The organism is Candidatus Pelagibacter communis, assembly GCF_001179965.1.
Lineage (GTDB): Bacteria > Pseudomonadota > Alphaproteobacteria > Pelagibacterales > Pelagibacteraceae > Pelagibacter.
The window spans coordinates 1-24,913 of record NZ_CVSH01000052.1 but is presented as its reverse complement, the minus strand read 5'-3'; the positions used below and the strand labels follow the sequence as shown (position 1 = coordinate 24,913).

Annotated in this window: 26 protein-coding genes; 16 read left to right on the top strand and 10 right to left on the bottom strand. The window is 28.6% G+C overall.

The window, feature by feature from the left end:
• Positions 1-28 precede the first annotated feature (28 nt).
• Both AMN73_RS02455 and AMN73_RS02450 read right to left on the bottom strand, forming a co-directional pair.
• Complete coding sequence (locus AMN73_RS02455) at positions 29-1,069, bottom strand: quinone-dependent dihydroorotate dehydrogenase (protein WP_075534702.1); 1,041 nt, start codon at positions 1,067-1,069, stop codon at positions 29-31.
• Positions 1,069-2,631: a lysine--tRNA ligase gene (locus AMN73_RS02450; RefSeq protein ID WP_075534701.1), complete on the bottom strand. Its 1,563-nt coding sequence runs from the start codon at positions 2,629-2,631 to the stop codon at positions 1,069-1,071. Before AMN73_RS02450 ends, AMN73_RS02455 begins: the two co-directional genes overlap by 1 nt.
• An 88-nt stretch (positions 2,632-2,719) precedes the next feature.
• Here AMN73_RS02450 and AMN73_RS02445 point away from each other — a divergent pair, with 88 nt between their 5' ends.
• From AMN73_RS02445 to AMN73_RS02430, 4 genes are read left to right on the top strand one after another with little or no spacing between them, the layout of a single operon-like run.
• The gene (locus AMN73_RS02445) at positions 2,720-4,165 is read left to right on the top strand and encodes a TrkH family potassium uptake protein (RefSeq protein WP_075534700.1); all 1,446 of its coding nucleotides are present in this window, start codon (positions 2,720-2,722) and stop codon (positions 4,163-4,165) included.
• A complete protein-coding gene (locus AMN73_RS02440) occupies positions 4,162-5,538 on the top strand; it encodes an AmpG family muropeptide MFS transporter (RefSeq protein WP_075534699.1) in 1,377 nt (458 codons plus the stop codon). Before AMN73_RS02445 ends, AMN73_RS02440 begins: the two co-directional genes overlap by 4 nt.
• Complete coding sequence (locus tag AMN73_RS02435; protein WP_075534698.1) at positions 5,531-6,280, top strand: C40 family peptidase; 750 nt, start codon at positions 5,531-5,533, stop codon at positions 6,278-6,280. The genes AMN73_RS02440 and AMN73_RS02435 overlap by 8 nt, the downstream gene beginning before the upstream one ends.
• Positions 6,281-7,798 carry a tetratricopeptide repeat-containing sulfotransferase family protein gene (locus AMN73_RS02430; protein ID WP_075534697.1) on the top strand — a complete coding sequence of 506 codons (1,518 nt, stop codon included), beginning with the start codon at positions 6,281-6,283 and terminating at the stop codon, positions 7,796-7,798.
• Here the strand turns inward: AMN73_RS02430 and AMN73_RS02425 are convergent.
• Together AMN73_RS02425 and hisC are read right to left on the bottom strand one after the other, a co-directional pair.
• Positions 7,795-8,694, bottom strand: a complete 900-nt coding sequence (locus tag AMN73_RS02425) for a prephenate dehydrogenase (RefSeq protein WP_075534696.1) — start codon at positions 8,692-8,694, stop codon at positions 7,795-7,797. The two genes, AMN73_RS02430 and AMN73_RS02425, sit on opposite strands and share 4 nt — an antisense overlap.
• Positions 8,694-9,767: a histidinol-phosphate transaminase gene (hisC, locus tag AMN73_RS02420; RefSeq protein ID WP_075534695.1), complete on the bottom strand. Its 1,074-nt coding sequence runs from the start codon at positions 9,765-9,767 to the stop codon at positions 8,694-8,696. The genes AMN73_RS02425 and hisC overlap by 1 nt, the downstream gene beginning before the upstream one ends.
• Positions 9,768-9,953: 186 nt before the next feature.
• On the opposite strand from hisC, the gene metX reads away from it, so the two are divergent.
• The 12 genes from metX to AMN73_RS02360 all read left to right on the top strand — a co-directional run bounded on the left by metX (position 9,954) and on the right by AMN73_RS02360 (position 18,947).
• Positions 9,954-11,072: a homoserine O-acetyltransferase MetX gene (metX, locus tag AMN73_RS02415; RefSeq protein ID WP_075534694.1), complete on the top strand. Its 1,119-nt coding sequence runs from the start codon at positions 9,954-9,956 to the stop codon at positions 11,070-11,072.
• Entirely contained in the window at positions 11,069-11,623 is a 555-nt protein-coding gene (gene metW, locus AMN73_RS02410) for a methionine biosynthesis protein MetW (protein ID WP_075534693.1), read from the top strand. The genes metX and metW overlap by 4 nt, the downstream gene beginning before the upstream one ends.
• Positions 11,624-12,340, top strand: coding sequence for a hydroxyacylglutathione hydrolase (gene gloB / locus AMN73_RS02405; RefSeq protein WP_075534692.1), 717 nt, complete (start codon positions 11,624-11,626; stop codon positions 12,338-12,340).
• 64 nt (positions 12,341-12,404) lie between these two features.
• On the top strand, positions 12,405-12,806 hold the full coding sequence (gene rplU / locus AMN73_RS02400) for a 50S ribosomal protein L21 (RefSeq protein ID WP_075534691.1): 402 nt from the start codon (positions 12,405-12,407) through the stop codon (positions 12,804-12,806).
• A gap of 11 nt (positions 12,807-12,817) precedes the next feature.
• Positions 12,818-13,072 (top strand): 50S ribosomal protein L27, encoded by a 255-nt coding sequence (gene rpmA, locus AMN73_RS02395; protein WP_075534690.1) that lies wholly within the window; start codon positions 12,818-12,820, stop codon positions 13,070-13,072.
• Between the two features lie 31 nt (positions 13,073-13,103).
• Positions 13,104-14,087, top strand: coding sequence for an Obg family GTPase CgtA (gene cgtA, locus AMN73_RS02390; RefSeq protein WP_075534689.1), 984 nt, complete (start codon positions 13,104-13,106; stop codon positions 14,085-14,087).
• Positions 14,077-15,183, top strand: coding sequence for a glutamate 5-kinase (gene proB, locus AMN73_RS02385; RefSeq protein WP_075534688.1), 1,107 nt, complete (start codon positions 14,077-14,079; stop codon positions 15,181-15,183). The genes cgtA and proB overlap by 11 nt, the downstream gene beginning before the upstream one ends.
• Positions 15,183-16,433: a glutamate-5-semialdehyde dehydrogenase gene (locus AMN73_RS02380; protein ID WP_075534687.1), complete on the top strand. Its 1,251-nt coding sequence runs from the start codon at positions 15,183-15,185 to the stop codon at positions 16,431-16,433. Before proB ends, AMN73_RS02380 begins: the two co-directional genes overlap by 1 nt.
• A 1-nt stretch (position 16,434) precedes the next feature.
• Complete coding sequence (nadD, locus tag AMN73_RS02375) at positions 16,435-16,959, top strand: nicotinate (nicotinamide) nucleotide adenylyltransferase (protein ID WP_075534686.1); 525 nt, start codon at positions 16,435-16,437, stop codon at positions 16,957-16,959.
• Between the two features lie 17 nt (positions 16,960-16,976).
• Positions 16,977-17,327 (top strand): ribosome silencing factor, encoded by a 351-nt coding sequence (rsfS, locus tag AMN73_RS02370; RefSeq protein ID WP_075534685.1) that lies wholly within the window; start codon positions 16,977-16,979, stop codon positions 17,325-17,327.
• Positions 17,324-18,466 (top strand): S41 family peptidase, encoded by a 1,143-nt coding sequence (locus AMN73_RS02365; RefSeq protein ID WP_075534684.1) that lies wholly within the window; start codon positions 17,324-17,326, stop codon positions 18,464-18,466. Before rsfS ends, AMN73_RS02365 begins: the two co-directional genes overlap by 4 nt.
• Positions 18,459-18,947 carry an RNA pyrophosphohydrolase gene (locus AMN73_RS02360; RefSeq protein ID WP_075534683.1) on the top strand — a complete coding sequence of 163 codons (489 nt, stop codon included), beginning with the start codon at positions 18,459-18,461 and terminating at the stop codon, positions 18,945-18,947. The genes AMN73_RS02365 and AMN73_RS02360 overlap by 8 nt, the downstream gene beginning before the upstream one ends.
• On the opposite strand, the gene atpC is transcribed toward AMN73_RS02360, so the two are convergent.
• From atpC to priA, 6 genes are all read right to left on the bottom strand, one after another.
• On the bottom strand, positions 18,940-19,338 hold the full coding sequence (gene atpC / locus AMN73_RS02355) for an ATP synthase F1 subunit epsilon (RefSeq protein WP_075534682.1): 399 nt from the start codon (positions 19,336-19,338) through the stop codon (positions 18,940-18,942). The two genes, AMN73_RS02360 and atpC, sit on opposite strands and share 8 nt — an antisense overlap.
• The gene (gene atpD, locus AMN73_RS02350) at positions 19,338-20,753 is read right to left on the bottom strand and encodes a F0F1 ATP synthase subunit beta (RefSeq protein WP_075534681.1); all 1,416 of its coding nucleotides are present in this window, start codon (positions 20,751-20,753) and stop codon (positions 19,338-19,340) included. Before atpD ends, atpC begins: the two co-directional genes overlap by 1 nt.
• Positions 20,753-21,628, bottom strand: a complete 876-nt coding sequence (locus AMN73_RS02345) for a F0F1 ATP synthase subunit gamma (RefSeq protein WP_075534680.1) — start codon at positions 21,626-21,628, stop codon at positions 20,753-20,755. Before AMN73_RS02345 ends, atpD begins: the two co-directional genes overlap by 1 nt.
• Positions 21,629-21,630: 2 nt before the next feature.
• Positions 21,631-23,163 carry a F0F1 ATP synthase subunit alpha gene (atpA, locus tag AMN73_RS02340; RefSeq protein WP_075534679.1) on the bottom strand — a complete coding sequence of 511 codons (1,533 nt, stop codon included), beginning with the start codon at positions 23,161-23,163 and terminating at the stop codon, positions 21,631-21,633.
• Positions 23,164-23,721 (bottom strand): ATP synthase F1 subunit delta, encoded by a 558-nt coding sequence (atpH, locus tag AMN73_RS02335; RefSeq protein ID WP_075534678.1) that lies wholly within the window; start codon positions 23,719-23,721, stop codon positions 23,164-23,166.
• 107 nt (positions 23,722-23,828) lie between these two features.
• Positions 23,829-24,913, bottom strand: a 1,085-nt coding sequence (gene priA / locus AMN73_RS02330; RefSeq protein WP_075534677.1) for a replication restart helicase PriA, incomplete at its 5' end; no start/stop codon positions are given.

The following is a 24,913-nucleotide window of genomic DNA, read 5'->3' as shown; positions in this document are numbered from 1 at the left end:
ATAGGCTTAACTAAGTTACCAGTCAAGATTATTTTTTACTTCCTACTATCTCAGATATATTTGTTACACCTTGTTTTTTAAATATATTATTTAAGTCTTCGCTGATTTTTTTTGCTATACCTGGTCCTCTATAAACCATTCCGGTATATAATTGAATTAATGATGCGCCGTTTATTATTTTATCATACGCACTATCTGCCGAGTCCACTCCACCTACACCAATTATTTTGACTTTTTTTTCCAAATTTTTAAAAAACTTATTAATTATTAAATTTGATTTTTTTGCAATTGGCTTACCAGATAAACCACCTTTTTCTAATTTATTTATATTTTTTAAAACATCTCTTGTTCTGTCACTTGTGTTAGATACTATTATTGCGGGTATATTATATTTTAAAATTAATTTAGAAATTTTTTCTATTTCTTGATCGTTTATATCAGGTGAAATTTTTAAGACTGTAGGAATCGAGGTTTTTAATGACGCTTTTTCTTGTTCAATTGCTTGAAGCAAGTCATTTAATTCACTCTCATTATGAAAACTTCTTAAATTTTCTGTATTAGGTGAGGAAATATTTATAGTTAGATAATCAGCCAATTCATAAAATTTTCGTAAACCAATTAGATAATCATTAATTCTATCTTTTGTGTCTTTGTTTGGACCTATATTTATTCCAAATAAACCTTTTGGAGGATTTAATCTGATTCTGGACTGAATTAGATCTGCACCTGAATTATTAAATCCTAATCTATTTATTAAAGCTTCATCTTCTTCAAGCCGAAAAACTCTAGGTTTTGGATTTCCAGACTGCTTTAAAGGAGTGATCGTCCCTACCTCAACAAAACCAAATCCTAATCTAAAAATTGAATTATAAACTTCTGCATCTTTGTCAAAACCTGCTGCAAGACCAATTGGATTTGGTATTTTTTTATTGAATATTTCAGTCTCTATATGTTTAAAATTTTGCTTTTGATTTCTTGGCATTAAATTAAATTTTAAGGCTTGTATTGCTAAATTATGAGCAGTCTCTGGATCAAACTTAAATATAAATGGTCTTATTTTTCCAAACATCACATTATCTTTTCTTTAATTAAATTTTGAGTCTCTTTCACGCCAAAAAAACTTATAAAGAACCCAATCCTTGGCCCATTTTCATCACCAAAAACAACTTCGTAAATTAATTTGAACCAATCTCTTAAATTATCTTTATAGCCATTTTCTTTACCAACAGAAAAAATTTTTGTCTGTATATCCTCTGGAGTCATTTTATCATTACATTCATCTAATGCTTTAACTAATGACATTAATACTTTTTTTTCATCGCTATTTGGAGTTTTATATTTTTTATTAGGTGAAATAACATCTTTATAATACTTTATTGCATAATCTACTAGTTTATCAAATATTGGGAACTCTTTTTCGTTGAGATTTGTTTTATATTTTTTAACAAATTTCCATAGTAAATCTTTTGAGTCAGCGTTACTTGTTTCAACAAGATTTAAAAGCATTGAGAAACTCATTATGTTATTTTCTTTTGGGATATTTCCATTATGCACATGCCAAACTGGGTTCATTAATTTTTGAAGATCGTTTTGTTTTTTTCCTTTTTCAATAAACTCGAGGTATTCATCTACTGCTTTTGGAACTATTTCTTTGTAAAGTTTTTTAGCCCTTTTTGGGTTTTGATACATAAATAATGATAAACTTTCAGGTGAGGCATAGTTTAACCATTCATCTATTGTAATTCCATTTCCTTTTGATTTAGATATTTTTTCACCCTTTTCGTCTAAAAAAAGCTCATAAGCGAAACCACTGGGATTTTTTTTTCCAATTAGCTTAATTATTTTAGAAGATAAGATTGCACTTTCAATTAAATCCTTACCGTACATTTCAAAATCAACATCAAGAGCATACCACCTCATTGCCCAATCGACTTTCCATTGAAGTTTACAATTTCCATCTAAAATACTTTTTTCTAATTTTTTTCCATTATTGTTAAAAATGATTTTTGATTTTTTTTCATCAATTTCTAGAACGGGTATTTCTAATACTTTGTTTGTTTCCGGACAAATCGGTAAAAATGGGGAATAGGTTTTTTGTCTCTCCTTTCCTAATGTTGGTAAAATAATTGACATGATGCCATCATAATTTTTTAAAATTAATTTTAAAGTTTCGTTAAAAATTCCATTTCTATAAAGTTCAGTTGAACTTTTAAATGTATACTTAAAATTAAATTCGTTTAAAAATTTTTTTAGTAATTCATTGTTATGTTCCCCAAAACTTTTATATTTTTGAAAAGGATCGGGAACACTAGTTAATGGTTTATGCAAATTATCTTCTAAAATTTTTATATTAGGTATATTGTCTGGTACTTTTCTTAATCCATCCATATCATCAGAAAATGTAATTATTTCTTTTGGTATTTCGGTAATTTTATCAAGGGCATTTACCACCATAGAGGTTCTGGCAACTTCCCCAAAAGTTCCAATATGTGGTAAGCCGCTTGGGCCATACCCAGTTTGTAAAATAATTTTCCCTTTTTTCTCTATATATGCTTTTCTTTCTCTAAGGATTTTTTTAGCCTCAATAAAAGGCCATGCTGCAGTTTTTTCTAAATTTTCTTTATCTATCACAAACAATCTTAAAAATTCGTATATTTAGTACTTTTATTAATTCTTATAATGTTGAAATTTATTTACCATAAAATAATGTTCAAACAAAATGTCCAATTATAAAACAGTTTTTTTTACACTAGGTATTTTACAGATAATACTTGGAATTTTTATGATTATTCCAATAACTGTACAATTTATATTTGGTGAATTTGACTCATCATTTATCCTAGCCTTAATTATCACCATTATATTTGGGACACTTTTTATTATTACAAATTTAGATTACGATAAAAAACTGGACCTGCAACAAGCTTTTTTACTTACCTCTTTATCTTGGATTACAGTTGCAATTTTTGGATCACTTCCAATTTTTTTTTCAAGTTTAGACTTATCTTTTACAGACTCATTTTTTGAGAGTATGTCAGGTATAACTACGACAGGTTCAACTATAATTGCAAATCTTGAAAGTGCACCAAAAAGTATATTGCTTTGGAGAGCTATACTTCAGTGGTTAGGAGGGATTGGTATAATCGTTATGGCAATAACTCTTATGCCAATAATGAACGTTGGTGGAATGCTATTATTTAAAGTTCTTAATACAGACTCCTCAAATGAAATTTTGCCATCATCTAAAGAAATATCGATAAAACTTATTCTGATTTATTTAGGTTTAACATTTGCTTGTAGCTTTTCTTATAAGATATTTGGAATGAATATTTTTGACAGTATTACTCACTCGATGACAACCATAGCGACTGGTGGTTTTTCAAATTACAACCAATCTATTGGTCATTTTAATAGTGCTAAAATTGAATTTACTTCTATTATTTTTATTTTAATGGGTAGTATTCCATTTATTGCTTACGTGAAATTTATTAATGGAAATCGAAAAATATTTGTCAATGACACCCAAATTCAGACTTTTTTAAAATTAATTTTAATATCTATTTTAATCTTATTTCTTTATTTATTTTTAAAAAATGGGAAAGTAGTATTCTTAGACTTTCGATCAATTATTTTTAATATTGTATCTATATTAACAGGAACAGGTTATGTATCTGGAAATTATGATAAATGGGGAAATTTCCCACTTCTATATTTTTTAATTTTAATGTTTATTGGTGGGTGCGCTGGATCAACTACGTGTGGTATAAAAATTTTCAGAGTTCAAATACTTTATAAATTTGTTGTTAATCAATTGAAAAAATTTATTTATCCAAGAGGTATATTTGTTATCAAATATGAAAATAGCACTGTTAACGATAAGTTTTTAGCATCAATAATTTCTTTTATTTTTTTGTACATTATAATTTTTTTTATAATAACAGCATTATTATCTTTAACTGGGCTTGATTTTATTACCTCAATTTCTGGAGCAGCAACTTCAATATCAAATGTTGGTCCAGGATTGGGTTCTGTAATAGGATCTAATGGTAATTTTTCAAGTTTACCAGATTTATCTAAATGGGTATTAAGTATAGGAATGATATTAGGAAGATTGGAATTATTCGCGATTTTAATTCTATTTCTTCCTTCATTTTGGAAAAAATGATCACTTTTAAAAAGCATAAAAAATTTTCAGATCTTTTTAACTATTATTTTGAAAAGAGAATGATTAAAATTTTACTTCTTGGTGCGATAAGTGGATTTCCTTGGGTAATTATTGGAAGTAGCTTGAGCTTATGGTTAAAAGAAGATGGCCTATCAAGAACAACCATTGGATGGGCGGGCTTAATTTTTGCCGTTTATGCTTTTAATTATCTCTGGGCTCCTTTAATTGATCGAATATATATTCCATTCTTAACAAAAAAAATCGGACATAGAAAATCTTGGATATTTTTGATGCAAACAATGATTTTGATTTGTTTACTTCTCTGGAGTTTAATAGATCCAACTTACAACTTAACCTTCGTTATTGGAATTGGCTTAGTAATTGCCATTGCCTCCTCAACTCAAGATATAACAGTAGATGCTCTAAGAATTGAACAAATTTCAAAAAATGAGAAAGAATTAATGGCAGCTGGTGCTGCTGTTGCGGTAGTGGGTTGGTGGACAGGTTACAAACTCGGAGGTGTGATAGCTTTAAATTTAGCAGAATATTTTGAAAATCTAGGTATCATTAACTACTGGCAAATGTCCTTTGTTGGTCTTGGTTTAATAGTGATATTATTTAATATCGGGCTTCTTTTTATAAAAGAAAAAGATTTTAATTCAAAAAAGAATAATCAAAACCAGTTAGATAAAAAGATAATAAAAAGTTTAAAAGTAAATAATATACTTGTAAGAATTACAGCTTGGATTTCATCAACAATTTCTGGACCACTAATCAATTTTTTTAAGAAAAATGGTTTTAAAATAGCTCTTAGTATTTTATGTTTTATTTTTTTATTTAAGATAGGTGAGGCATTTTTGGGAAGGATGTCGGTTATTTTTTATAAAGAAATAGGTTTTTCTAAATCTGATATTGCATTGTATTCAAAAACTTTTGGATGGGTTACGACTGTCATTTTCACATTATTAGGAGGCCTGTTTGCAATAAGATCAGGTGTAATAAAGTCAATGTTTTTTGCTGGGATATTAATGGCTTCGACAAACCTTCTTTTTACAATACTTGCCTGGAGTGAAAAATCTTATTTCCTATTTGCATTAGCCGTAATTCTTGATGATGTTGCAGCAGCATTTGCAACTGTTGCTTTTGTTGCTTTCATATCTCTTCTAGTTGATCGAAATTATACAGCTACCCAGTATGCACTTTTAGCATCTATTGGTACCGCTGGGAGGACGAGTCTTGCATCTTCCTCGGGTGCTTTAGTAGATTGGTTGAATGGAGATTGGGGAACTTTTTTTATTATAACTGCTTTAATGGTAATACCATCACTGTTCTTACTTTACAAAATAAAAGATAAAATAAATTTAAATGACTAAATACTGTTCTCAAGCAATAACTAAAAATATTTATAAATCTAATTCTGAAAAATCGGAAATAACCTCACAAATTTTATATGGAGAAAATTTTAAAATTATATCAAAAAGTGCAAATTGGCTCAAAATTAGTTCCTCTTTTGATAACTATAGAGGATTTATAAGAAATAATAATTACATAAAAGTAGTAAAAAACACACATAAATGTTTTAATTTGAAAACAAGGATTTATAAAATTAATAAATCAAAAAATTTTATCAAAACGAAATTTTTTTTACCATTTAATAGTAGAATTAAAGTAATTAGCGTTAAAAAGAAATTTGTAGAATTCCAAAAAAACAGATGGCTCAAAAAGAAATATTTAAAAAAAATAGGTCATAAAGAAAGAGATTTTTTCAAAATTTTAAAAAAATTTAATAATATTAAATATGTTTGGGGTGGAAAGTCTTACAAAGGTATAGATTGTTCTGCTTTAATTCAGCTATATTATCAATATAATAATGAATATTTTCCAAGGGATACAAAAGATCAAATTAAAACTAAAAAAGGTAAAAAAAGTCTAACTAAATTTCAAAAAGGTAATATTATTTATTGGAAAGGACATGTCGCAGTATGTATAAATTCAGAAAAATTAATACATGCTTATGGGCCTATGAAAAAAGTTATAATTATGAATACACATGAAACAATAGAAAGAATATATAAAACAGCAAAGCTTAAGGTAAAAAAAATCACGAAAATTTAAATGGATTTACAAGAAAAATTCAACATTCTATTAACAAAATTTAATCTTGGTAAGTTTGACGAAGTTATTTTTGAGGCTACTTTAATGTCAAAAAAATATCCAGCTCAAGAGGTATTTATAAATCTGTTATCACTTTCCTACCAGGCAAAAGGTGAATTCAATAAATCAATATTAATTTTAGAAGAAGCGTTAAAAAAAGGTAAAAAAAACTTTAATTTTTGGAATAATTTGGGTTTGGGTTATCTTAAAATAAAAAATTTTAATAAGGCAGAGGAGTGTTTAATTGAAGCAAATAAATTGAATCCAAAATTTATAAATACTTTAAATAATTTGGGAAATTTATATGTTGAATTGAATAATTTTGATAAAGCAGAACTTTTTTTTAAAAAGGCATTAGAAATCAATGATAAAATAATAGAAACAAACTACAATCTAGCTACACTTTTACAATCAGTGGGTAGAATTGAAGATGCTAAGCATTTTTATAACAAAACATTGGATATAAACGAGAACTTTACCAGAGCTGATTTTGGTTTAGCAATGTTAGAAAAGTACGATTCTTCAAATAACCATATTAAAATTATGGAAAGTAAAACAAATAAAGAATTACATAAATCTAGCTACAAGGATTTATATTTTGCATTAGGAAAAGTTTATGAAGATATCGGCGATTTTGATAAATCCTTTTTGTATATAAAAAAAGGTAATGACATTAAAAAAGAGATTACGAATTATCAAATTGAAAAAGATAAAAAATTATTTGAGGAAATAATTTCCTTTCAAGAAAAAAATGAACTAAATAACAATTCAAAAGAAAATATGAAGAATGTAATATTCATACTTGGAATGCCAAGAACAGGAACATCAATGGTTGAACAAATTATATCAAATCACAGCGAAGTAGAAGGAGGTGGTGAAATCAGTTTACTCTCATTTTACCTTGATAGATTTTTTAATAATAAAAATAAAAATCTGGACATAAATGAACATTTAAATTTAATTAAAAAAGAATATTTGAATTATTTAAATAAAATAACAAAATCAAAAATCATAACTGATAAAGCTCCTTTAAATTTCAGATGGATAGGAATAATAAAATATCTATTTCCGAATTGTAAAATTATACACTGTAAACGAGACCCCTTAGAGAGTAGTTGGTCAATCTTTAAAAATGAATTTGAAAGAGGTATGTTTTTTTCAAACACATTCGAAGATATTGCAGAGTTTTATAATTTATATAAAAATTTAATGGATTATTGGAAAAAAAAATTTGATGACAATATTTTTGACTTAAATTACGAGGATTTAATTAATGATCCAGAAAATAAAATAAAAGAAATAATTAGTTACTGCGGTCTGGATTGGCAAAATAATTGTTTAGAATTTTATAAAAATAAAAAATCTATTAAAACTGTTAGTTTTATGCAGGCTAGAAAACCTATTTACAAAGATTCTTTGAAGGGATCAAGTAAGTTTAAAAAACATTTAAATCAACTTGAAAAGTTACTTAAAACCTAATTTCTTCCAAAATCTGGTTTGTTAATATCTTGTTTTAATTTAATTATTTTTTGACGAACTTTTTTTGCGTCTTTCAATTTTCTAATAATGACTTTATTATTATTAGCCCGAATATTACGTTTGAACGATTTTAAATTTTTTATAAATAAATCTATAACTTGAGATATATTTTTTTTGTTACTAAAAAATATGTCTCTCCACATTATCTCGTTAGATGCGGCTATTCTAGAGAAATCCCTAAGTCCACCAGCGCTAAAGTTTAATAAATTGTATCTCTTTCTTTTTTCAAATTCTGTAGCGGTCTGGATTAAATTATAAGCAATAAGATGGGGTAGATGACTTGTTAGTGAAAATATTATGTCGTGCTTTTTTGCATCCATAATAACAACTTTTGAACCAAGCTTTTTCCAAAATTTAGATAAGACTTTTAATTTATTTTTATCAGTTTTTTTTTCTTTAATAAGTATACACCACCTATCATTAAATAAATTTGCATCACCATGTTCTGGACCACTTACCTCTGAACCAGAGATTGGATGACTAGATATCCATGATATTCCTCTCTTTAATTTTTTTTTTGCAATTTTATAATTATTTTCTTTTGATGATCCAACATCAGTAAGAATTGTTTTATGGCTTAATTTTTTATTAATACTTCCAATAATTTTTTCATATTCTGACAGGTGGGTTGCAATTATTATAAGATCCATATCAGAGATTATATTTTTAAAGTTTTCGACAATTTTAAACTTACTTTTTATCTTTTTTAATTTTTTTATATTAGCAATGGATTTTTCTTTGACAAAAATATTTTTCGCTATCTTATTTTTTGATGATGCTCTGAGAATTGATGACCCGATTAGCCCACAACCAATTATTAAAAGATTATTTATCATTATATTATTTGATTGAGAGTTTTTATAAAAAGTGCATTTTCTCTACTTGAACCTATGCTGACTCTTAGTTTATTTTTCATATTATAAATTTTCATATCTCTCAAAATAATACCTTTTTTTTCTAATTTTTTTAAAACATAATTAGCAGATAGTTTACAAAAATCAAAATTAAGTAAGAAGAAATTTGGACCAGGTGAATTTGAAATGATTTTTTTACTTTCAAAAAATTTTTTTAGTTTTTTAGACCAGTATAAATTATGTTTTATTGATTTAATTATAAATTTTTTATCTTTCAATGCTTCTGTTGCATAAAGTTGTGCCAATTTATTAACGTTAAATGGTGGCTTTATCTTGAAAAGTTCATTAATTATATTTTTTGGTCCATAACCCCAGCCGACCCTCATTGAAGCAAGGCCGTATATTTTTGAAAAAGTTCTTAAGATAAAAACATTTTTACTGTTCTTGAATAAATTTAATCCATTTTGGTAGTCTTTATTTTTCATATATTCGAAATAAGCATCATCAATTACCAACAAGATTTTGTTATTTAATTTTTTTCTTAAGTATTTAATTTCTTTAATCGTAATATAAGTTCCAGTTGGATTATTGGGGTTTGCGATGAAAACCATTTTAGTTTTATTTGTTGTTTTGGAAAGAATATTTTTCACTGAAACTTTAAAATTTTCTTCTTTTGCAAATACTACTTTTGCTCCAACTATTTTTGAATATATTCTGTACATTAAAAAGCTAAATTCTGGAACTATTACCTCATCATTTTTGTTTAAAAATAATTGGCAAAGCATTTGAATTATTTCATCAGATCCAGATCCACAAATAATTTTATTAAAGTCGCAATTATATGTCTTTGAAATTTGTTTTCTTAAAATTTTACATTTACCATCTGGATACTTATCTATTTTTTTGTTATTGAAACTGTTTTTTTTAATTTTTGAACTAAAACCCAACGCAGATTCATTCGCCGAAAGTTTGATCAAATTTTTTATATTTCCAATCCTTGATTTTCCGGGTTTATACGTGTCTATATCAATTTTTCTAAATTTTAGCTGTTTCATAATTATAAGTTCAACCTTATAAATAAATTAACAAAATTTAATAGCAAAATTAGGTATATTTTTTTAAAATTGACATAACAAAAATCATTTAGTACATAAAAAGGGCGCTGATTTAACTGAATTGCGAGCGCGATAAAAAAACCGCTAAATAAGTTTTTTTTCTCTCTCAATTCACAAATATTAAAAATGAGTAAAATTGATAAAGTAAAAAAAATTATCGTAGAAAAACCACTAAAACTCGATTGTGGTAAGACTATCAAAGATTTTCCATTGGCTTATGAAACTTATGGAAAATTAAATGATAGAAAAGATAATGCAATTCTTGTTTTTCATGCTTTAACAGGTGACCAATTTGCTTCTGGTACAAACCCAATTACAAATAAAGAGGGATGGTGGAATTATGCTCTTGGGCCAGGTAAAGCAATTGATACTAATAAATTTTTTGTGATTTGTGCAAATGTTATTGGTGGATGTATGGGCTCATATGGTCCAAGCAATATAGGTGATAACGGTAAACCCTTAGGAACAAATTTTCCAGTAATAACTATTAATGATATGGTTAATGCTCAGTATAACCTCTTAGATTTTTTTAAAATTAACAAGTTATTTTCTGTCATTGGTGGTTCTATGGGCGGAATGCAGGTACTTCAATTTGTCTCAAATTTTCCCGAAAAATCACATACTGCAATTCCAATTGCGTGTACTGCAAGTCATTCTGCTCAAAATATTGCATTAAATGAATTAGGAAGGCAGTCAATTATGGCTGACCATAATTGGATGGACGGGTTTTATGTGGAGAATAAAAAAGTTCCTGATAAAGGGCTCGCTGTTGCGAGGATGGCTGCTCATATCACTTATTTGTCAAAAAAAGGTTTACAGGAAAAATTTGGAAGAAAGCTTCAAGAAAGAGATGATTTAAAATTTGGTTTTGATGCTGATTTTCAAATAGAAAGCTACCTAAGATATCAAGGCTCTGTTTTTGTAGATAGATTTGATGCAAATAGTTATTTATATATAACCAGAGCGATGGATTATTTTGATTTAACAAAACAATTCAATGGTAACTTATCTAAAGCTTTTGAAAAGACAAATTCTAAATTTTTTGTCATCTCATTTACATCTGACTGGTTATATCCAACATCTGAAAATAGAGATATAGTTATAGCTTTGAACTCAATAAGTAAAGATGTAGGATTTATAGAAATAACATCAGATAAAGGGCACGATTCATTTTTATTGGATGTTCCAGATTTTCTTAGTGCAGTAAAAAATTTTTTAGAAACCTCATATCAAAAATTAAAATGAAAAAAGAATTTTTTGAAATATCAAAGTTATTAAAAAAAAACTCTAAGGTATTAGATGTTGGATGCGGTGATGGCGAATTAATGAAATATATAACTGAAAATATAACAGAAAACGTAAGAGGTCTTGAAATTTCTAAAAATAATATTCAAAAATGCATCGCAAAAGGGCTTACGGTAATAGAAGGGGATGCAGAAAAAGATTTACGACAATTCCCAAATTCTTCATATGATTTTGTGATATTGAGCCAAACACTTCAAGCTTTTCTTGACCCAGAGAATGTTATAAATGAACTCTTGAGAGTTGGAAAAAAAGCTATTGTATCTATACCAAATTTTGGTCATTGGAGAGTCAGATTAAATCTTCTTTTTAAAGGCCAAATGCCTATCACAGAAAATCTGCCAAATGAATGGTATAACACACCTAATTTACATATGTGTACGATAAGAGACTTTGTAAATTTTTGTAACAAAAAAAAAATAAAAATTGATTGTCCAAACTTATTTTATGTAAATTTATTTTCAGAACTCGGAATTTTTATTATTGAAAAATAGATGAATGTCGAAATTATAAAATGTTTGAAGGATAATTATTCTTATCTAATTACTGATAGTGATAGAAATAGTATTGTAATTGATCCTAGTGAATCAGATCCAATAATAAAAATTATAGAAAAAAAAAAATTAAATTTAAAATTTATATTAAATACACACCATCATTTTGATCATATTGGTGGAAATGATGAATTAAAAAAGAAATATTCGTCAGAGATTGTGGGTTTTAAAAAAGATAAGGATAGAATACCTGGTATAGATATTTCTGTTTCTGACAACGAAGTATGGAAATCGGGAAATTTTGAAGCTAAAATTATTTATATACCAGGACATACATCGGGTCATATTGCTTTCTATTTTTATAAGAATGAAATTTTATTTTCTGGTGATACTCTTTTTTCTTTAGGATGTGGTAGAGTATTTGAGGGAACGCATGAAGATATGTATAACTCTTTATCTAAATTCAAAAGTTTACCACCAAGTACTAAAGTTTACTGTGGTCATGAATATACTTATAATAATTCATTATTTTGTATTAAGTATGATAGTGAAAATATTATGTTAAAAAAAAAAATAATCGAAATTGAAAAAAAGTTAAGAAAAAAAGAACCTACAATTCCCTCAACAATTAAAGATGAATTAGAATGCAATATTTTCCTAAGAGCAAAAACACTTGCGGAGTTTTCAAAACTAAGAGATTTAAAGGATAATTTTTAGTTTATTAGCCTTGACTAAAATAGGTCTAGAACTATATTGCTCCTATAAAAATTAGAAAGTAAATATGTCTTTTGCAATAATTAAAACAGGTGGTAAACAGTATAAAGTAAGAGCTGGAGAAATACTTAAGGTAGAAAGGCTGGATAAAAAATCGACAAGCCCAAAAATTGAGTTTAAAGATGTTCTTGCTTATGGAGATGATAAGACTGCTGAAATTGGATCTCCAAAAATAGATGGTGCTAAGGTTGAAGCAAACTTAGTAAAGAATGGAAAAAATAGAACTGTTTTAATTTTTAAAAAAAGAAGAAGAAAAAATTCTAGAAGAAAGAATGGACACAGACAGGAATTTTCATTAATTAAGATTAATAAAATTTTCTCAAAAGATGGGAAAGTATTTTCTGAAGTTAAAGAGAGTGTTGCAGATACAAAAAAAAAAGAAATTAAGAAAGAGGCAAAGACAAAGTAATTAGGTAATTTATGGCAACAAAAAAAGCAGGTGGATCATCGAGAAATGGAAGAGACAGCGCCGGCAGAAGGCTAGGTGTTAAGAAGTATGGTGGTCAGCAAGTAATTCCTGGTAATATAATTGTAAGACAAAGAGGAACTAAGATTTTCCCTGGCGAGCACGTTGGCATGGGAAAAGATCATTCGATATTCTCAAAAATAAAAGGAACAGTTAAGTTTAAAAAAAGTAAATCAGACAGAACTTTTGTTTCTGTAAAACCCAATTAATCAATACAACTAAAAATAAAAACGTTGTATTATGAAATTTTTAGATCAAGTAAAGATATTTATAAAAGCTGGTGATGGAGGATCAGGGTCGCCAAGTTTCAGACGGGAAAAATTTATAGAATTTGGAGGACCGGATGGTGGTGACGGTGGTAAAGGTGGTTCAATAATTCTAAAGTCAGAGAGAAACCTTAATACTTTAATAGATTATCGTTATCAGCAACATTTTAAAGCAGAACGAGGTGGTGATGGAAAAGGAAAAAATCAAACTGGAAAAGGTGGAAAAAATTTATTGTTAAAAGTTCCATTGGGTACCCAAGTTTTTGAGGAAGACAATAAAACACTTATTTTTGACTTTAAAAAAGAAGATGAAGAATTTGTTGCTGCTAGTGGTGGTAAAGGAGGCTTTGGAAACACAAGATTTAAATCCTCAACAAATAGGGCTCCAAGGAAATTCACAAAAGGTGCAAAAGGTGAAGAATATTGGATATGGTTACAACTAAAGACTATTGCTGATATTGGTATTATAGGAATGCCTAATGCAGGGAAATCAAGCTTACTAGCCTCAATTACTAGTGCAACACCAAAAATTGCAAATTACAGGTTTACAACTCTTAATCCAAATCTAGGTGTAGCATCATATGATGATAAAGAGATTACACTTGCAGATATCCCTGGATTAATTGAAGGCGCACATAGTGGAGTTGGTTTAGGAATTAAATTTCTAAAGCATATAGAAAGATGTAAAACATTATTGCATCTAATTGATGTAAATGAGGAAAACTTGGTAAAAAATTATAAAAATATAAGAAATGAGTTAAAAAAATATAGCAGTGAATTAATTAAAAAAGATGAATTAATTGTTTTTAATAAAATAGATTTAATTGATAATAAAAATTTAAATGACAAAGTAAAAGAATTCGAGAAAAAAGTAAAAAAGAAAGTTATAGCTATATCGACTTTAGATAAAAAACTTATATCTTTTATAAAATCAAAATTAGTGAAACATGTATCTTAAAAATTCAGAAATTATAGTTATAAAAATAGGTTCATCCTTACTAATCGATGATAAAATGAATATTAGAAATAAATGGCTTACAGAGTTTTCTAAAGATGTAAAAGAACTAATTAAACAAAATAAAAAAGTAATTTTGGTCAGCTCCGGAGCAATCGCTCTGGGTTGCAAAAAGCTAAATTTAACCATGAGAAACTTAAAACTTGATAAAAGCCAAGCTATCGCATCAGTGGGCCAAATTGAGTTGATGAATTTATTTAAGAAAATTTTCAATAAAATGAAAATAAATTTCTCTCAGATACTTTTAACTCTAGAGGATACTGAGCAACGAAGGAGAGCTATTAATGCAAAAAGAACTATTGATAATTTGTTACAAATGAGTTTTGTACCAATTGTAAATGAGAATGATAGTATAGCCACCTCAGAAATAAAATATGGGGACAATGATAGACTTGCATCAAGAGTTGCTCAAATTTCAAATGCTGATTCTTTAATACTTTTATCAGATGTAGATGGACTTCATGATAAAAATCCTAAATTATTTAAAGATGCAAAATTAATAAAGGAAATTCAGGATATTGATTATAAAATAGAAAATTTTGCTACCAAAACTGTTAACATTTATGGTAAGGGTGGCATGAAAACTAAAATTGATGCAGCAAGGGTCTGTCAATTATCAGGCTGTTCCATGGCAATTGCTAATGGTTTGTATTTAAGACCAATAAAGAAAATTATAGAAAAAAATAACTGTACTTGGTTTTTGCCTAAGGTATCAAAACTAGATGCGAGAAAAAAATGGATTGTAAGCTCGATATCTCCTAAAGGTCATTTGATTATAGATGAAGGAGCAATTTCTGCCCTAAAAAAGGGTAAAAGTTTATTGGCAGCTGGTATAACTGATATTAAAGGAAATTTTAACAAGGGAGACCATATAAAAATACTAGATAAAAATATGAAGGAACATGCTAGAGGCTTAAGTTCATTTTCATCCTCAGAAATATTAAAAATAAAGGGTAAACACTCTAATAAAATTCAAAGTTTGTTAGGATATGTTTCGAAATCTGAGGTTGTTCATAAAGATGATATGGTGGAAATCTGATGAAAAAGTATTTAGATAAAATTGGTAAAAATTCAAAAAAAGCATCTATTAAATCGGTAACAACAACTAAGAAAAACAAAGTTTTGATCGATTTTGCAAATCTAATAAAAAAAAATAGAACAAAAATAATATATCAAAATAAAAAAGATCAAAAGTACGCGATAAAAAAAGGTATTAAAAATAATATGATCGAAAGATTAATTTTAAACTCAACAAGATTAAAACAAATTGAAAAATCAGTTGTTAAAATTGCGAATTTAAAGGATCCTGTAGATAAAACTCTTTTGATGTGGAAAAGACCTAATGGACTTAAAATAAAAAAAGTTACAATACCTATCGGTGTTATAGGAATAATTTATGAAAGTAGGCCCAATGTCACTTCTGACGTTTCAAGTCTTTGTTTTAAATCTGGTAATCCAGTCATTCTAAAAGGTGGATCAGAAGCATTTAATAGTAACAAAATACTAGTCTATTTATTTAAAAAAGCTTTAAAGAAAAATAGTGTTGATCCTAATTATGTTCAACTAATTGAAAATAAAAGTAGAAAATCAGTATCTTATATGCTCACTAAAATGAGCAAGTATATTGATGTTATAATACCAAGAGGTGGAAAAAACTTAGTTAAAGAGGTTCAAAAAAGATCGACAGTACCGTATATAGGTCACTTAGAAGGTATATGTCATACCTATATTGATAAATTTGCAAAATTAGAGATGGCTAAAAAAATTATTTATAATGCAAAGTTAAGAAATACAGCAATTTGTGGTGCTACTGAAACTGTTTTATTTCATGAAAAAATAATTAAAACTTTTATCAATCCAATTTTGAGTTTTTTGCAAAAAAATGGATGTGAAATTTATGCTGATGATAAAATCAGAAAAATTTACAAAGGAAAATTAAAAATAGCTAGTCCGTCAGACTGGTCAAGAGAATACTTAGGTCCAAAAATATCTGTAAAAGTAGTTCAAAATACTTGGGAAGCTATAAATCATATTAATAAGTATGGTACTATGCATACAGATGCAATAGTAACCTCCAAAAAGTCAGAAGCTGTACTTTTTGTTAAAAACGTAAAAAGTTCAATTGCAATTCACAATTCTTCGACACAATTTGCAGATGGAGAGGAGTTCGGTTTTGGTAGTGAGGTTGGTATTTCAACAAATAAAATACCTCCACGTGGACCAGTTGGTTTAAATGAGCTTGTTACCTACAAATATGAAGTTTATGGTTCAGGACAAATAAGAAAATAAATTGAATAGTATAATAAAAAAAATTGGAATATTGGGTGGAACGTTTGATCCCGCGCACTTAGGGCATATAAAAATATCTAAAGAAGCAAAAAAAAAGTTTAAATTAGAAAAAGTTTATTGGGCAGTTACCAATAAAAATCCATTTAAAAGCAAAAGCAAAAAAAGTTTAAATGATAGGATAAATTACGCAAAAAAAATTAATAAAAAAAATAAATTTATATCTATTAAATGTTACGAAAATAAAATTAACTCTAATAGAACAATTGATCTTATTAAATATTTTAAAAAGAAAAATAATAAAAAAAAAATCTATTTTATAATGGGGGCCGATAATTTAATAAATCTTCATAAGTGGGAAAAATGGAGTCAACTCACAAAATTATGCGAAATCCTAGTTTTTGACAGAACAAAATATAAATCTAAATCTTTAAAATCAAAATCATACAAAAAATTAGCTAATAAGGGGCTTAGGTTTATTAACTTTAAAAAGGTAAATATTTCATCTTCTAAATTAAGAAAAATTTGATAGTCTTAATTTAATTAATGGATAAAATTTCAGATTTAAAAACAATAATCTTAAAAACATTAGATAATAACAAGGCTTTAGATATAGTTAGTATTGATTTGACTGATAAAAGCTCAATTGCAGATCATATGATTATTGCTAGCGGTACATCATCTCGACACATACAAGCTCTTTCAGAACAGGTTTTACAAAAGCTTAAGTTAAATGGTTTAAAGCATTGTAAAATTGAGGGGAGTGAAAGTAACGACTGGAAATTAATTGATGGCATAGATGTAATAATTCATATTTTTAACCCTGAAAAAAGAAAGTTTTATGAACTTGAAAAAATGTGGTCAGAGTTAATACCTAAAGAGAAAGTCTTAATATGATAAGAGTTAAAATCATAATATTTTTTATCTTATTGAATTTATTTTTAGTTAAAAATTTTTTATCCGCGTCTGAAGAAAATATTTACGACAAGATTGATTTGTTTGGAGAAGTTTTAAATAAGATAAATAAAGAATATGTTGAGGAGATTGATCAATCTGAGGCAATGGATGCAGCAATAAACGGAGTTTTGCAATCCTTAGATCCATATTCTGCATATATGTCACCTGAGTCTTTTGAAAATATGCAAACTGAAACCAGCGGAGAATTTGGTGGTTTAGGTATTGAGGTGAGCATGGAGGCAGGAGTTGTAAAAGTTATATCTCCATTGGACGACTCTCCTGCTTACGAGGCTGGTGTTAAAGCTGGAGATTATATTGTAAAAATAAATGATATTCAGGTTCAAGGAAAAACTCTTAATGAAGCTGTTGAAATAATGAGAGGACCAGTTGGATCAGATATTGAAATCACGGTGAGGCGCAAAGGAGTTAAAAAGGCTCTAGTTTTTAATATAACTAGAAAAATTATAAAAGTAAGATCAGTCAAATCAAAAATAATTGACAACAATATAGGTTATATAAGGCTAACAGCATTTAACGAAAATAGTAGTAATCAAATTAAAAAAAAAATTAACGAATTTAATAAAAATGAAAATATTGAAAAATTTATTTTAGATCTAAGGAATAATCCAGGAGGACTGCTTTCTCAAGCAATCAAAATAACTGATTTTTTTCTTTCAAGTGGTGAAATCGTTTCAACTAAATCTCGACAAGAAAATGAAAATAGAAAATGGTTTGCACAAGCTGGCGACATATTAAATGGAGAAACTTTAGTAGTTTTAATCAATAACGGATCTGCCTCTGCATCAGAAATAGTTGCTGGAGCTTTAAAAGACCATAAAAGAGCAATTTTAGTTGGTGAAAATAGTTACGGAAAAGGATCTGTGCAATCAATAATACCTTTAAGAAATAAAGGAGCGATCAGATTAACAATTTCCAAGTATTATTTGCCTTCGGGTGAATCTATTTCTGAAGTTGGTGTTTCGCCTGATATAGTCATAGCAGAGGATAATGATAATTTTAGAATAGATACTGATAGTGATAATCAATTAACTTACGCAATAAAATTATTAAATGGATAAGGCAGTAAAAGATTTTAAAAATCTTCCATTGCGTGAAGGCGTAGGCATCGTATTACTCAATAAAGATAACAAAGTTTTTGTCGCAAAAAGAATTGATAATCCGAATAACTATTGGCAAATGCCACAAGGTGGAATGGATCCAGGAGAAACTCATCATGAGGCTGCTATAAGAGAATTATATGAGGAGACAAGTATAAAAAGTGTTAAACTAATTAAAGAGATAGATGATTACACCGTATATAACTTGCCTAAACGTTTATTAGGAATAATTTGGAAAGGAAAATATAAAGGTCAGAAACAAAAATGGTTTATCATGAAATTCTTAGGACATGATTCGGAAATTAATATTAAAACAAAGAAGCCAGAGTTTTTAGAGTGGCGATGGATTGAATCTAATTCTATCACAAAAAATGTAGTAGATTTTAAAATAGAAGTTTATAAAAAAATTCAGGTTGAATTAAACAAGGTTTTATCTAATTAGCACCAATAGACTTTAAACTATCAATTTTTTGTGAAATCAAAAATCTCTGTTGATCGGTTATTCCCTCTTTTAAAAGACTTTTTTCGGCCTCTTGGATCGAATTGTCAATAAAGCTCTTATCTAATTTATCAAGCTTTATAACTTTGCTCGTTAATATAGATAGAGTATCATCTTTGAATTCTAAAATACCATCTTCAATATAAAATTTTTCTTCGGCATTATTACGATAGATTTTCATAATACCAGGTTTTAAAAAAGAAATTATTGAAATATGATTTTTCAAAATACCCATTTCTCCCTCATAAGCAGGAACAACAACCTCTTTAACATCATCTGCTGATAAAAAAGATTTTTCAGGATTTACAATTTCTAAATTAAACAATTCACTCATCACGCCGCATCTTTTGCCATTTTTTCAGCCTTCTCAATTGCTTCCTCAATAGTTCCAACCATATAAAATGCTGCCTCAGGTAAATGATCATATTCACCTTTACAAATCGCATCAAAACCTTTTATTGTTGCCTGAAGATCAACAAGTTTACCGGGTGATCCAGTAAAAACCTCTGCAACAAAAAATGGTTGAGATAGAAATCTTTGTATTTTTCGTGCCCTTGCGACTGTAAGTTTGTCCTCCTCAGAAAGTTCATCCATTCCTAAAATTGCTATAATGTCTTGAAGAGATTTGTAAGTTTGTAAAACTTTTTGAACTTCTCTAGCTACTCTATAATGCTCATCTCCTACTATTCTTGGATCAAGAATCCGTGAAGTGGAGTCTAACGGATCAACAGCTGGATAAATTCCTAATTCTGCTATTTGTCTAGATAATACAGTAGTAGCATCTAAGTGTGAAAATGAGGTTGCTGGCGCAGGATCTGTTAAATCGTCTGCAGGTACGTAAATAGCTTGGACAGACGTAATTGATCCTTTATTAGTTGTTGTTATTCTTTCTTGTAAGTTTCCCATATCTGTTGCTAAAGTAGGCTGGTATCCCACAGCTGAGGGTATCCGTCCCAATAATGCTGAAACTTCAGACCCCGCTTGCGTAAATCTAAAAATGTTATCAACAAAAAATAATACATCTTGGCCTTCTTGATCTCTAAAATACTCCGCTACAGTAAGACCTGTTAGCGCAACTCTAGCCCTTGCACCTGGGGGCTCATTCATTTGTCCATATACTAATGCAGCTTTAGAACCATCTCCATCAGGCTTAATTACTCCTGAGTCTATCATTTCATGATAAAGGTCATTCCCTTCTCTTGTTCTCTCTCCAACACCCGCAAAAACAGAAAAGCCACCATGAGCTTTTGCTACGTTATTAATAAGTTCCATAATCAAAACTGTTTTTCCAACACCTGCTCCTCCAAATAATCCTATCTTTCCACCTTTTGCATATGGAGCTAGTAGATCAATAACCTTTATACCTGTTACTAGAATTTCTGTTTCAGTAGATTGGTCATTAAACACTGGAGCCGGCCTGTGAATTGGCCAGGTCTCTTTAGTTTTTACAGAGCCTTTTTCATCGATTGGATCTCCAATTACATTTATAATTCTTCCCAAAGTCTCAGGTCCTACTGGCACTTGGATCGGTGCACCAGTGTCTACAACTTCATCGCCTCTTTTTAATCCCTCAGTCGCATCCATTGCAATAGTCCTCACACTTGTTTCACCTAAATGTTGTGCAACCTCTAAAACTAATCTGTTATCACCATTTTTACATTCTAATGCCGTTAAAATTTCAGGTAATTCACCTTCAAATTTTACATCGACAACTGCACCAATAATTTGTGTAATTTTTCCTTTTCTCATTATAAACTTTCTGCTCCTGATATTATTTCTATTAGTTCCTTAGTTATAGCGGCTTGACGGCTTCTATTATATTCAATTGTTAATTTATCAACCATCTCGCCTGCATTTCGAGTAGCATTATCCATAGCACTCATTCTCGAACCTTGCTCACTTGCTGAATTTTCTAGCATTGCTTTGAAGATTTGAGTTGAAATGTTCTTTGGTAAAAGATTGCCTAAAATTTCGTCTTCCTCTGGCTCAAATTCATAATTACTCTCAGATGATGAGTTATCTGGCTCTGATGACTTGAGTGGTATTATTTGCTGCTCTTGTGGTATTTGAGTGATCACATTTTTAAACTTATTGTAAAAAATTGTACACACATCAAATTCATTTTTTAAAAATAGTTCTATAATCATGTTGCCTACTTTTTCTGCATCGAAATAGTTTGTATTTTTTGATTCTTTAAAAGAAATTTTTTCAATTATCTTATCTTTATATAGACGTTTGAGTTGATCGTAACCTTTTGAGCCTACTGTAATTATTTTAAGTGTTTTTCCTTCTTTTGTAATCTTTTCAAAGAAACTCTTGGCCTTTTTAATAATATTTGAGTTAAATCCACCACATAAGCCTCTATCTGAAGTTAATATAATACATAAATGTACTTTTTCTGACCCAGTACCGGTAAGTAATTTCGGTGCATTTTCTTTATCTGAAATATTTTCAGATAAATTTAAAATGATTTTATTCATTTTTTCAGAATAAGGTCTTCCCTTTTCAGCGCTGTCCTGAGCTCTTTTTAATTTAGCTGCAGCTACCATTTTCATAGCCTTAGTTATTTTCTGTGTTGATTTTACACTTACTATTCTTTTTTTTAAATCATCTAAACTTGGCATAATTATTTTAAACTGTTTTTTAAATCTTTGATTAAATCTATAAGTAATTTTTCTGTATTCTCCTCTAATTTACCATCGCTTGAAATATTATCTAATATCTCAGGCTTATCAGATTTACATTTTTCTATTATTTTTTTTTCAAAATCTGAAATATCTTTAAGTTCAACATCATCTAAATAGCCTCTCACACCACAAAAAACAGATATAACTTGTTCTGCAACAGTCATTGGAGAATATTGCTTTTGCTTTAATAATTCCGTAAGTTTGGAACCTCTATTTAGTAACTTCTGTGTTGATGCATCCAAATCAGAACCAAACTGTGCAAAAGCTGCCATCTCTCTATATTGAGCTAATTCTAGTTTCATCGAACCAGAAACTTTTTTCATTGCTTTTGTTTGTGCTGCAGATCCAACTCTTGATACAGATAGTCCAACATTAATCGCCGGTCTTATACCTTGATTGAATAAATTAGTTTCTAAAAAAATTTGACCGTCGGTAATTGAAATTACATTAGTAGGTATATAAGCTGAAACGTCTCCAGCCTGTGTTTCGATTATTGGAAGTGCAGTTAACGATCCACCTCCATGTTCGTTGCTTAGTTTTGCTGCTCTCTCTAAAAGTCTGCTGTGTAAATAAAAAACATCACCAGGATAAGCTTCTCTTCCTGGAGGTCTTCTTAATAATAATGACATTTGCCTATAGGCTACAGCTTGTTTGGATAAATCATCATAAATAATTAGAGCATGCATGCCATTATCTCTAAAGAATTCACCCATTGCACAACCTGTATAAGGAGCAAGGAACTGTAATGGTGCTGCATCAGACGCTGTAGCTGCAACAATAGTTGTATAATCCATTGCTCCAGCTTCTTCTAAAGTTTTTTGTATTTGTCTAACAGTTGATCGCTTTTGACCTATTGCAACATAAATGCAATAAAGTTTTTGTTTTTCATCACCGCTTTCATTAATTTTTTTTTGGTTAATAATAGTATCAACTGCAACTGCAGTTTTACCTGTTTGTCTGTCTCCAATAATCAATTCCCTTTGACCCCTTCCAATAGGAACTAAACTATCTATTGCTTTTAAACCAGATTGCATTGGTTCGTTAACTGATTGACGTGGTATAATTCCTGGAGCTTTTATCTCTACTCTACTTTTTTTGATTGATTTATCTAATGCACCTTTGCCATCAATTGGATTTCCTAATCCATCAACAACTCTTCCCAATAGTTCTTTACCAACAGGTGTGTCAACAATTGCTCCTGTTCTCTTAACTGTATCTCCCTCTTTAATAGCTTTATCATCGCCAAAAATTACTACTCCTACATTCTCGCTCTCTAAGTTTAAAGCCATACCTCTAGAACCATCTGAAAATTCAACCATCTCACCTGCCTGAACATTGTCTAAACCATATACACGAGCAATACCGTCTCCAACCGATAGAACTTGACCTATTTCACTTATTTCAGCTTTATCTCCAAATTTTTTTATCTGCTCTTTTAATATTTTTGTTACTTCTGAAGGGTTTATATCCATTTATGCCTCTAACATTTTATTTTCTATTTTTTGTAATTTGCTTCTTATTGAAGTATCAATCATTGTACTATTTACTTGAATTATTAGACCTCCAATTAAACTCGGATCTTTTTTAAAATTTAATTTTATTTTAGCATCAAAAGTACTTAACAAATTACCTTCAATTTTTTTGATCTCATCTTTGCTCAAATCTTTTGCTGCAATTAGTTCTGCTTTTATTTCTCCTCTTTTTTTGGAGCATGTTTCAATAAAATCACTTAATATTTTCTCTACATAAAAAAATCTTCTTTTATGAATGAGGTAGCATAAAAATTTTGAGAGGAGTTCATTCAAATTAAATTTATTTGAAATTTGTTTTATAATATTTTCTTGGTCCTCTTTTTTGGTAGTTGGATTTTTAATGAAAAAATCTAGATCTGGGCTTTTTATTATAGTAGATAGCAAAGCCTCAACCTGTTTCTCAATTTCGCTGACTATATTTGTTTCGTCCGCTAGCTCATAAAGTGCGAGAGAATATCTTCCAACTGAAGTTTCAGAAAAGTTTTTGTTTTTTGTCAATTTTAAACCTTTGTATATGAAGAATTATTTAAAAAGTTGAGATTAATTAACATATGATAAAAATCTGTTCAAGTAACTGATTGTCAAAATGGTTCTTATTTTACTGATTAATTGAAGTTTATTGGGTCAACATCAACTGTCAGTTTTATTCCGTATGGAAACTTATATTTTGATATTACTTCAGATAAGGAATTTTGAAGTTTCATTGATTTTCTCCCTCGAATTAATAATCTTACCCTATATTTTCTTTTTAACCGAAAAATTGGAGCGTTTACCGGACCTAGAATTTTATCTTTAATATAAGTTTGTGCAAAACTTTTAAATTTATTAGATTCTTGCTCAATTATTTTTTCATTTTTACCAGTTATTATAATTGAAATAAATCTTTGAAATGGAGGAAGATTATTTAACTTCCTAAGTTGAAGTTCTTTTGATAAAAAGATATCTGGATCACTATCCGTCAAAGTCTTGATTGAATTTGTATCATTGCTATAAGTTTGAAAATAAACTGTTGCAGGTTTTCCAGCTCTTCCTGCTCTTCCTGATAATTGATGATACAATTGTAAGTTTTTTTCGGTGCCCCTTAAATCGTGTCCTTTTGTAGTAAGGTCTATATCAACCACTATTATACAATTGAGATGAGGGAAATGAAAACCTTTTGATATTAATTGAGTTCCAACAAGTATTTGAATTTCATTATTAATAATTTTTTTTAAAATTTCAGATGAATTTTTTTTATTCATTGTATCACTTGAGAAAATTGTAATATTTTTATCAGGAAATTTTTTTTTAACTTCTTCAGTAATTCTCTCTACGCCTGGACCATAAAAAATAGGTTCACAAAAACTTATTTTATTACATTTTCTGTCAAGCTGATCTTTAAAACCACAGTAATGACATAATAAAAAATTTTTATTTTTGTGGAACACAAGATTAATTGAACAATTTGGACAAGAGTAACTATATAAACATTTTTTACAAAATACGTGGGGAGAAAAACCCCTTCTATTTAAAAAAAATAAAACTTGGTCTTTTTTATTTAAATGATCATTCACTTTTTGAACAACTGCGTTTGATAACCAAGAATTTTTATCGAGTTTTACTTTATTTAAATTAATAATTTCATGATTTGGTAATGATGCTTTTTTAAACCTTTCTGATAACTTTGATATTGAGTATTTCCCTTTTCTTA